The following is a 9,885-nucleotide window of genomic DNA, read 5'->3' as shown; positions in this document are numbered from 1 at the left end:
ATGTGTATAAGAGACAGCCTCTACCCCGTCGACGACCCCAAGGAGGACGAGGGTGCGATCAAGATCCTCTCGGGCAACCTCGCGCCCGACGGTGCGGTGCTCAAGGTTACCGGCGACGACGAGTTCTACCACCAGGGGCCGGCCCGCGTCTTCGAGGACGAGGAGGCTGCCATGCAGTACGTCCAGGAGGGGCACATCGAGAGCGGCGACGTGATCGTCATCCGTAACGAGGGGCCGAAGGGCGGCCCCGGCATGCGCGAGATGCTCGGCGTCACCGCCGCAGTCGTCGGCGCGGGCCACGAGGACGACGTGGCGCTCATCACGGACGGCCGGTTCTCCGGTGGCACCCGCGGGCCGATGATCGGTCACGTCGCCCCCGAAGCGTTCGTCGGCGGCCCCATCGGACTTCTGGAGGACGGCGACGAGATCACGGTCGACATTCCGGAGCGGGAACTCGCAGTCGACCTCGACGACGCCGAATTCGACGCCCGCCGTGAGGAGTGGGATCAGCCCGCGCCTGCGTACGATAGTGGCGTGCTGGCGAAGTACGGCCGCGACTTCGACTCGGCTGCGAACGGTGCGGTGACGAACCCCGGTGTCACTCGCGATTCGAACTCGAGTGGGTACTGACTGACGGGAACTGATCGTTCGCGCCTTCTATGTCCTGCACGAGACTTTCCCAGTGGTGCAACCGAGAATGGTGTAAATGCACAAGTACTGTCTGGAGTGTGAGTGGCAGTGCAGCACTGCTGACGGGCGGACCGAAGCAGATGTTTCGGAACAAGCGATCGAACACTTCGTCGAAACTGGCCACACAGTGGATTCGTTCCGGTTGCCGCCGCCGGTTATTCGACTGAACTGATACAGTACTCCCCCTCGTTTGGCGTCGCCTCCCAGTTTCGCCAGGCTCGCTGTGGTCTCTTCTCGCTATTCACACGAGTCAGTGTCAGTGTCAGTGTCCGTTTCCGTTTCCCCGGAAGCTATTACTACCAACAAGAACGATCTGGGATAATGACTGTCCGGCTGGAGAAATGCGTCTCGGGTCGGTCAACCAGACGGACGGTTGGACATCTGACCGCAATCGGTCTGTTCGTGGTCGTTCTCCTCCTCTCACTCCAGACAGTGCCGGTGCTCGCGAGCGACGACCCGGCCGACGGTCGAGACATCTTCACCGACGCAGCGGCTGACGGGACGAGTCAGTTGAGTACCACAAGCACCGCAAGCGCGGGAAGCAGCGGAAGCACCGGAAGCAGCGCAACCCTCACAGACCAGTCGGGGACCAACAGTTCCGCGTTCAGCAACGCAACGTACGAACTGGAGGTGGAACTGGCTGGTGACCCACCAGGGAGTCAGCTCTCGATCACCGTCCACGAGCAGTACCTGATCCAGAACAAAACGACAGCACAGCGGGCCGCGAACGACACCATCGCTCACGAGTGGCACGACGGTGCCAGCCGACTCGAACACGCGTTCGACCTGCAGGACGAATCCGCGACGGGACTCGAGTACCGCGGCGACCCAGTCGTCACGTTCACGTCGGCGAACACAACCACTGGGAGTAATGGGGGATACGAGGTTCGTGTCCGTCACGATGCGGTTCTGACGAACGTCTCGACACGACACGAGCCACCCGTCGCAGCACTCCACGACGCATTTGGGACGGATGCGTCAGTGACCGTGGAGGCACCTGGACAGGCAGCCCACCACAACGCGGACGACGCCTTTGTCGACCGTAGCGGGCAAACGCTCCGGTGGACGGGAGACGCAGACACAGAACGGGCGGAACTCGTGTTCGATGATGACGCGTTCGAGACCGATACTCGAGCAGTCGGACTGCTTGGTACCCTGCTGGTGATGGCCCCGTTCGTCGTGTTTGCCGTGGGAGCGGGACTGGTACTCGCACTGATTGCCCTGCTTCTGGTCATCTCATTGCGACTCCTTTCCGTACTCGTACGGATGGCACTGCGGCTGCTCGTCGCACTTGGACACAAGCTGTTTCGGTGACGTCACTCTCCCCTCACCGAGGCATATCGAAAAACGAGATACCGAACCGAGACACCGGCTCGCCTGCGCCCGCGTTAGAACGGCGGCGAGTTCGAAATCGCCGTATCGAACTGTTCGATCGGGCGAACACCGAGGCCGTGGAAGTCAGGCGTTCGTGGCCCCTCTGCTTCCTCGTCCTGTGCGAGTTCAACGTGCTCGTCGTCGAACTCCTCGATTGGGAACGGCTCGAGGACGTCGACATGCTCGCGGTCCTCGACGCTGATAACCGAGACGCCAGGCGTCACACCGGTTGCAGCGTGGGGGTCACCAGAGAGCGGTGCGGGACCGCGGAGGCTGACGAACATGTACTCGCCGTCGGGCGAGGTCCACATGATGTCAGGGGCGTCGCTCTCACCGGGATCGTCGTCCTGAGCGGGGCCATAGGCGTCGATCGTCTCTTTGACCTCGTCGGTCTCGGGGTCGACGATGACGCCGTCGTTGGTCTCGCGGTTCAGCACCCACAGCTCCTCGCCATCCGGCGTGAACCAGAAGCCGTGTGCGTCGATTCCCTCGGTGGACTCCCCGTCGACGATAACCTCGTCCTCGGCGGTGTCGTAGACGTAGTAGTCGCCGACACCCTCACTGTCGCTGGATGGGAGACCAGCGGTGAGGTAGAACTTCTCCTCGGTCGGGTGTGGCATTGTCCCACAGTTCGTCGGCAGCGTGTCGCCGGAGAGCGCCTTGTCGACGGTGAACTCCTCGTGGTCGACGATCACGAGCGCGCCGTCGTGGTAGCTCGGTCCGAGCGTGTGCAGCGAGCGTCCGTCGTGGGCGTACTGATGACAGATCGGCGAGCCGCTCTCGATACCGGCGTCCTGTACGGTGTCGTCCTCGAGCACGACGATTTCGTCGACGACCTCGAACGACTCGCTCTCGAGGTCAGCGTCGACGCGAACGATCGCACCCTCGCCAATCGCGTCGACGTGGATGTAGTCGTCTGCGGGAGAGAACGCAGCCATGTGTGATCCCTCGCCGGTGTCGATGTCGGCGACGAGTTCGTGATCCTCGGTTCGGAAGACGAGCGTTCGCGCGCCGGCCGTACAGGCGATGGCGGCGTACTCGTAGTCCGAACTGAAGTCGATCATGTGCGGAACGACGCCCTCCGCTGGGAGGCCCTCGAGTTCGTTCAGATTGATGTGACCCGTCAGCGCGAACTCGTCGTCGCCCTCCGGGGCTGGTTCGTACGTGAAGATGTCGTCGCGGCCCTGGTCGAGTGCCCAGAGTTCGTAGGAGCCGTCCCCCTCCTCGAGTTCGGCGTCGACGGTGTAGTCGAACTCCTCGGCGTCTCCGTTTTCGTCACCGTTTTCAGCGCCGTTCTCGTCGCCGTTTTCGCCACCATTGCCATCCCCATCACTGGCACAGCCGGCGACTGCAACGATACCTGCAGTCGCGCTGCCCGCCAGAAACGTCCTGCGAGTTGGATCGGTCTGCATAGTTGTTTCGTGTGCACTCCACATTCAAAAGTTTGCGGATTCAGGGCCTCTACCTGGCAATTATGGCGGTTTTGGGTAGATAGGGGAAAGAATTGACGCGGCTTCACACAGATGTTCCCAGTGCCGGCCGTGTTCGAGCGTCAAACCACTCGTCGCCGCGACGACTGTCGTCGGAAACGGCAACTATTGCATGCTTCTAAGTCGGACAGTCGACCCCTCATGGAAGACAGTCACGCTGGCAGAGACGAGTAAGTCGGCTTCAGTGAAAATCCCACCAATCCCGACGCCGAGATTACCCGCGTCGGTCGAGAATCCGGTCGATAATTAAGCGTGTCGAGAGCAGTTCGTCCTCGCGTGTCGATTCGCGGCCGCTTGCACGTTCGACAGTGCAGTCGATTCCGCGGCGCTCGAGTTCGTCCTCGATGGCTGCCCCGTCGTGGTGCTGGTCGTGGCCGAGTGCGATCACGTCGGGATCGATCCGCTCGATCGGGACGAAGATATCCTCCTCGTGGCCGAGAATGGCTTTGTCGACGACTTCGAGAGCGTCGACGACATCCCGTCGCTGTGCGGCCGAACAGATGGGCGCTTCCTTGTGATCGACGTTCGATTTCCGTGCGACGATCACGTACAGTTCGTCGCCCATTGCAGCGGCCTCCTCGAGATAGTGGACGTGCCCAGGGTGTAACAGATCGAACGTTCCCTGCGCGATCACCGTCCGCAAACTGTCGTTCGTCATAGATTCGTCCCCAGTTCCGTCCTCGAAATCAAGATCTGTCGCCGTTGTTGCTGGCGTTTCGTGTTCGTCTGCTGAATCATCGTGTGGATACCAGTGTCGGTCTCGCGTTCGGTTTCGGTGTCGGTGTCAGCCGCAGTGTCTTCTCACGCCCACGCAGTTCGCCGTCTCAGTACAGTTCTTCGTCGATATCCGCCTGCGTGAAATCGAAGAAGTCCTCGGTCTCGGGCAGGTCGACATCGATCACGTTCAGGGTCGTCCGCTTGCCCTGCGAGTCGAACGCTTTCCAGTCGCTGCGTCGGTACGGTGCGCCGATGATGATGTGGACGCTCCCGCGTCCGAACGTCTCCAGATCCGCGCTGCTCGGCCTGATCACGCCGTTCGGATGGGAGTGAACGCTGCCGAGCGCCTTCACGTCGTTCGGAATCTGGCTCGTCTTGACCGTCGCACTCACGCTGTTTGCCTCCGTTCCCGGCACCACCAGCACATCCGTGATGACCAGTCCGTCTTGCTCGAGTCCCAGTCGCGTCGCCTCTGTACCTCGTAGAAACCCCATGTACTCGTTGGGATGGGAGGCCTCCGAGGATTCGATCGCGAACTCGAGTGTCTCCTCGGCGATGCCGAGAATTTCGTTCGAGCGAAACAGCGCGTCGAGCAGCCCCATACACCATCATCGGAGGGTGCGGTTGCTAAACGTTCCGATGGTCGCGTGGCGGGCGGTGTGTCCGTGTGTCCGTGTGTCCGTGTGCCTCATCGAGCCAGCCGGCGGCTATCAGTGATCAACTCGAGCCAGCCGACAGAGCCATCAGGCCGACAACCCCGCTACTGCCTGCAGTTTTCGGATCGACGGCTGAGATCCCTTCTTGACAAGGGTTATACGCGACCGTCACTAACCGAACACTCATAGATGACACGTGAGTCCGCCGGGGTCCCCGGCGAAGACGACGGGGATTCCGTCGTCTACGATCTCGATGCTGATTGTACCGCAGAGGATGTCGAGCAGAACCAACCCTACCTCGCTGAAATCAACGGTATCGTCGATTACGGCGTTTTCGTCGATCTCTCCGAATCCGTCTCCGGCCTCGTCCACGAGTCCGTTCTCGACGGCACCTTTGCCGTCGGCGACGAACTCGTCGTCGAACTCGAGACCGTTCGCGATAACGGCGATATGGCGTTCGAGCCAGCCGGGATCGAACTCGACGACGACAGTGATACCACGATCGAATCTGTCACCCACGACTACAGCCTGACCGGCACCGACCGCCTCGAGGGGACCATCGGTGAACAGATCCACCTCGAAGGCGAGGTCGTACAGGTCAAACAGACCGGCGGCCCGACGATCTTCCACGTCACCGACGAATCCGGCGTCGTCCCCTGTGCCGCCTTCGAAGAGGCCGGCGTCCGCGCCTACCCACAGGTCGAGGTCGGCGATGTCGTCCGCGTCACCGGAACACCCGAACACCGCGAGGGCTCCGTCCAGATCGAAGTCGACGGCCTCTCGAAGCTCGAGGGCGAGACCGCCGACGAAGCCCGCGAGCGACTCGAGGACGCACTCGAGGAGCGTGCCGAACCACACGACGTCGAGCCGCTGATCGACTGGCCCGCGTTCGAAAAGCTCCGTGACGATCTGCGGGAAGTCGCCACCCTGCTGCGTCGGACGGTACTCGAGGGCCGCCCGATTCGTGTTCGTCACCACGCAGACGGTGACGGAATGTGCGCCGCGGTGCCGGTCCAGATCGCACTCGAGCGCTTCATCGCCGAGGTACACGAGGACGAGAACGCCCCACAGCATCTCATCAAGCGCCTGCCGGCCAAGGCTCCGTTCTACGAGATGGAGGACGCGACGCGCGACCTGAACTTCGCACTCGAGGACCGCGAGAAACACGGTCAGCAGCTCCCCCTCTTGCTCATGCTCGACAACGGGTCGACGGCCGAGGACGTGCCGGCCTACGAGACGCTGGCACACTACGACATCCCGATCGTCGCGGTGGATCACCACCACCCCGACCCGGACGCTGTCGGCGACTTGCTCGACGCCCACGTTAACCCGTACCTCCACGACGAGGACTACCGGATCACGACGGGCATGCTCTGTGTCGAACTCGCGCGGATGATCTTCCCGGAGATCACGGACGAACTCCGCCACGTCCCCGCCGTCGCCGGCATTTCGGACCGCTCGAAGGCCGACGCGATGGACGACTACATCGACCTCGCGGTCGAAGAGGGCTACGACGAGGATCGCCTGCAGGACGTGAGCGAAGCGCTCGACTACGCGGCCTTCTGGCTGCGCTACAACTCCGGCGACCAACTCATCCAGGACCTGCTTCAGATCGACAGCGACGAGGAGGAGCGCCACCGCGACCTCGTCTCGTTCTTCGCCGACCGTGCCGGCGAGGAGGTCGACGAGCAACTCGACGCCGCGATGGCCCACCTCGAACACGAGGACCTGGACAACGGCGCACACCTCTACCGGATCGACGTCGAGAACTACGCCCACCGCTTTACTTACCCCGCACCGGGCAAGACGACAGGCGAGATCCACGACCGGAAAATCGAGGAGACCGGCGACCCCGTCATCACGGTCGGCTACGGCCCCGACTTCGCCGTGCTCCGCTCCGACGGCGTGCGCCTCGACATCCCGCAGATGGTCTCCGAACTCGAGGCGGAGGTGCCGGGCGGCGGCGTCTCCGGCGGCGGCCACCTCGTCGTCGGCTCGATCAAGTTCGTGAAGGGCAAGCGCGAGGAGGTTATCGACGCCCTGGTCGACAAGATGGAAGAGGCCGAGATCGACGAGGCGCTCTCGAGTGCGGCGCCGATCGACGACTGAGTCGGCTACTCAGCCGGGTACTCGAGTAGCGGTGTAGCTGTGTCACGGTATCGTCTGGGAGTTGATACCTGATCGCTGGTTTTACGAACTGCTCAAGACACACGACGCTCTTTCTGTGCTGGAGTGGGAGCCAACGGGAGAACACGCCGCCGGTTCGCAGACACAACGAGAGCGCTGCCTCTCGAGTGCCGGCCGCGATACGAGTGAGAAGCGCAAGAGCGTGTTCGGAAGTCGGTGCGTCCGCGAGTTCTGTTACGAGTTAGTCCGAGCCGTGACGCGGCGTGAACCCGCAGTCCGTACACTCGAAGGAGTCGTATCGGACGGCGAGATCGCCCGCACACGTGGGACAGCGGTACGTGGTTTCGGTTGCGTTCTGACTGATTGCCATGTCTACAGCCGAGTGATCGAGGGCAATAAGCGCACCTATTATTCAGATCTAAGAATAAGGTGACATTATAACACATACGATAGTCACTCTCACTCGTTTCTCAGACGGGGGAGAACAACGGAGTGGCCGACTGGAGGAGCCGTAGAAACGGCTTCAGAACTGATATCGACGCTCGTCGTCCATCGTCGGATACTGATTCGCACCCGTCATCTCGTCGAACGTCATCCCCGAGAGATACTCGTCGTAGGTCACGTCGAAGCCCGAGCGCAGGTGGAAGTCCATCGTCCCCGTCTCGACGGTCGACTGAAAGAGCATGTGGATCGCCCGACGGACGAGTTCGTCCGTCTCTTCCGGTTCGAGTGCGGTCTCGAGCATGGCGAGTTCGTTTCGCGTCTCGCGGTCGAGCGAGACGGTGAGTTCCTCCCCAACATCGCTGTACGATTCCTGCATCTCCTCGGAGAGTTCGTCGAGGGTCATAGCGGGGTGGAGGCGTGCCTGCTGGAAAGTCCTTTCGTGGTTTCGCTGTGGGTGTGGGGGTGGGTGTGAGTGTGAGTGTGAGTCTGAGTGATGTGAGAGAACACAGACGAAGATGGCAACAGCCGTGAACTCACCCCGCGATAGATTCGGATACCGTCACGACTCCAACTGCGCCACGACCGCATCGTGAACCCGCTCGAGTACGACCGGATTATCGCTCGGTCGACCCACGCTCACCGCGTCCGCACCGTACTCCACGTACTCCCGAACCGTCTCCGTGTCTCGAACGCCGTTGTTCGCGATCACAAAGAGATCCGTCGCGTCCGCAATCTCGGCGATAACCGACTCCGTATCCATCGCGTCGACGTGGACGAACGACGCGCCGGCGGACTCGAGTACCTCCGCCAGCGCGGGCAACTCGACACCGTGGACTTCGGTGCGGACCTTCACACCGATGGTTGCGCCGGTGCTGGTTGCTGTTTCGACGTAGCCCGCGAGACGATCCGTGTCGGCGAGTAGTGTTTCACCGCAGCCGACGGCGCACAGTTCGTCCTGTCGGCAGTGGGCGTTGATCTCGAGCAGCGCGTCGTGCTCGTGACAGAGTTGGGCCGCGTCGCGGATCGGTTCCCGAGTCGCGCTGCGGACGTTGACCGCCGGCTGGATCGGGGTGGACTCGAGTTCGAGCGCCCGGAGCTGGTGGTCGACGAACGCGAAGGGATCGTCGGGCAGGAACTCGGTTCGGTCGCGGGCGACGAGTTCGCGCGCGGCGGCTCTCGATCGGTCGTCGATGGCGATCCCGCCGAGAAAGGCACAGCCGGCGTAGTCAGCACCGGCGCGGGCCCACTCGGCGTCGGATTCGCCGCTCAAACTGGCGAGGGCAAGCGGTGGGGAGAACATCCTAGCTGACGATATCGATCGCTTCGGCGATGGCGCGGATAACTCGTTCGGCATCGGCCTCGTCGTCGATCCGAATATCGGTCTGGATCGTCGGCCGGTCGAACTCCGCATCGTCGTCCGTGTCGATGACGTAGGCGTCTGCGAACGGGTAGGCGGCTGCGAGCCCCTCGGTGCTCGGCTCGGCGTTGACCGCCTCCATCAGCTCGCCCGCAGGACCGGAGAACGCCTCGTCGCCGAGGAACGGTGAGACAGCCACAACCGTCGTCTGGGCGAGTGCGTCCGCAAAGCCCGGTAGCGCGAGCATCGGGCCGATACTGGTGACCGGATTCGAGGGGCCGATAACGACGGTGTCCTCGAGTGCCTCGAGCACGCCGGGAGCCGGCTGTGCCATCGACGACCCGCGGAACTCGACGGTTTCGACGGTCGGCTCGCCCCGGTGGCCGACCCAGTACTCCTGAAAGTGCATCATTCCTTCTGGCGTGTGGATGAGGCTCGCGACGGGGTCGTCGCTCATCGGGAGGAGGTCGACAGAGAGCCCGAACGCGTCGGCGAGTTTCGCGGTCGCCTCGCTCAGTGTCTGGCCCTGATCGAGGAGGCTGGTCCGCGTGAGGTGGACGGCCCGGTCCCGGTCACCGATCGTCATGAACTCGGCGACACCCGAAAAGCGACGCCAGTTGGCGAGATCGCGGCCGGCGGTCTGTTTCTCCGCGGGGAGGTACTGTGGCCCCTCGGGGAGATCAGCCGCTGCCGCGATGTCCATCAGCGCCGAGTTCGTTCGGTGCGTGTCGCCTGCAATGCCCCACCACGTGTCGCGGTCGAGGATCCCACCACCCTGAAAGAGTACCGTATCGACGTCCGGCGAGACGAACAGTCCGCCGAGTTCGATATCATCGCCCGTGTTGGCGACGATCGTGGTCTCCTCCGGTGAGAACGCGGCGCCAGCACCGTCTAACAGCTTCGGCGTTCCGGTGCCCCCGGAGAGGAAGGTAACCATATTCCAGACTCTCGCCTGTGAATACTTAATCACTTGTGGCCCAGAGGTTGGTACCACATCACACAATCTGTCGAACTGGCGGTGGCGAATACC

Annotated in this window: 9 protein-coding genes and 1 pseudogene; 3 read left to right on the top strand and 7 right to left on the bottom strand. The window is 62.6% G+C overall.

The window, feature by feature from the left end; translation table 11 throughout:
* A pseudogene (locus C483_RS03045) lies at positions 1 to 630 on the top strand (dihydroxy-acid dehydratase domain-containing protein); the annotation flags it as partial.
* Between the two features lie 381 nt (positions 631 to 1,011).
* Positions 1,012 to 2,004, top strand: a complete 993-nt coding sequence (locus tag C483_RS03040; RefSeq protein WP_049912399.1) for a hypothetical protein — start codon at positions 1,012 to 1,014, stop codon at positions 2,002 to 2,004.
* A gap of 74 nt (positions 2,005 to 2,078) precedes the next feature.
* On the opposite strand, the gene C483_RS03035 is transcribed toward C483_RS03040, so the two are convergent.
* The 3 genes from C483_RS03035 to C483_RS03025 form a co-directional block, all read right to left on the bottom strand.
* Complete coding sequence (locus C483_RS03035) at positions 2,079 to 3,476, bottom strand: YncE family protein (protein ID WP_006651878.1); 1,398 nt, start codon at positions 3,474 to 3,476, stop codon at positions 2,079 to 2,081.
* 292 nt (positions 3,477 to 3,768) lie between these two features.
* Positions 3,769 to 4,212, bottom strand: coding sequence for an adenylyltransferase/cytidyltransferase family protein (locus C483_RS03030; protein WP_006651877.1), 444 nt, complete (start codon positions 4,210 to 4,212; stop codon positions 3,769 to 3,771).
* Between the two features lie 166 nt (positions 4,213 to 4,378).
* Positions 4,379 to 4,873 carry a Mov34/MPN/PAD-1 family protein gene (locus C483_RS03025; RefSeq protein WP_006651876.1) on the bottom strand — a complete coding sequence of 165 codons (495 nt, stop codon included), beginning with the start codon at positions 4,871 to 4,873 and terminating at the stop codon, positions 4,379 to 4,381.
* A gap of 243 nt (positions 4,874 to 5,116) precedes the next feature.
* On the opposite strand from C483_RS03025, the gene C483_RS03020 reads away from it, so the two are divergent.
* A complete protein-coding gene (locus C483_RS03020) occupies positions 5,117 to 7,036 on the top strand; it encodes a DHH family phosphoesterase (protein WP_006651875.1) in 1,920 nt (639 codons plus the stop codon).
* 259 nt (positions 7,037 to 7,295) lie between these two features.
* On the opposite strand, the gene C483_RS21040 is transcribed toward C483_RS03020, so the two are convergent.
* From C483_RS21040 to cofD, 4 genes are all read right to left on the bottom strand, one after another.
* Positions 7,296 to 7,424, bottom strand: a complete 129-nt coding sequence (locus C483_RS21040) for a hypothetical protein (RefSeq protein ID WP_006651874.1) — start codon at positions 7,422 to 7,424, stop codon at positions 7,296 to 7,298.
* Positions 7,425 to 7,577: 153 nt separating this feature from the next.
* Positions 7,578 to 7,901, bottom strand: a complete 324-nt coding sequence (locus C483_RS03015) for a hypothetical protein (protein ID WP_006651873.1) — start codon at positions 7,899 to 7,901, stop codon at positions 7,578 to 7,580.
* A gap of 156 nt (positions 7,902 to 8,057) precedes the next feature.
* The gene (locus C483_RS03010; protein ID WP_006651872.1) at positions 8,058 to 8,798 is read right to left on the bottom strand and encodes a tRNA-dihydrouridine synthase; all 741 of its coding nucleotides are present in this window, start codon (positions 8,796 to 8,798) and stop codon (positions 8,058 to 8,060) included.
* Between the two features lies 1 nt (position 8,799).
* Complete coding sequence (gene cofD, locus C483_RS03005) at positions 8,800 to 9,792, bottom strand: 2-phospho-L-lactate transferase (protein ID WP_006651871.1); 993 nt, start codon at positions 9,790 to 9,792, stop codon at positions 8,800 to 8,802.
* Positions 9,793 to 9,885: the final 93 nt, after the last annotated feature.

The organism is Natrialba hulunbeirensis JCM 10989 (genome assembly GCF_000337575.1).
GTDB classification, from domain to species: Archaea; Halobacteriota; Halobacteria; order Halobacteriales; family Natrialbaceae; genus Natrialba; species Natrialba hulunbeirensis.
The sequence above is the reverse complement of the archived record's forward strand: the minus strand, read 5'-3'. Positions and strand labels throughout refer to the sequence as shown.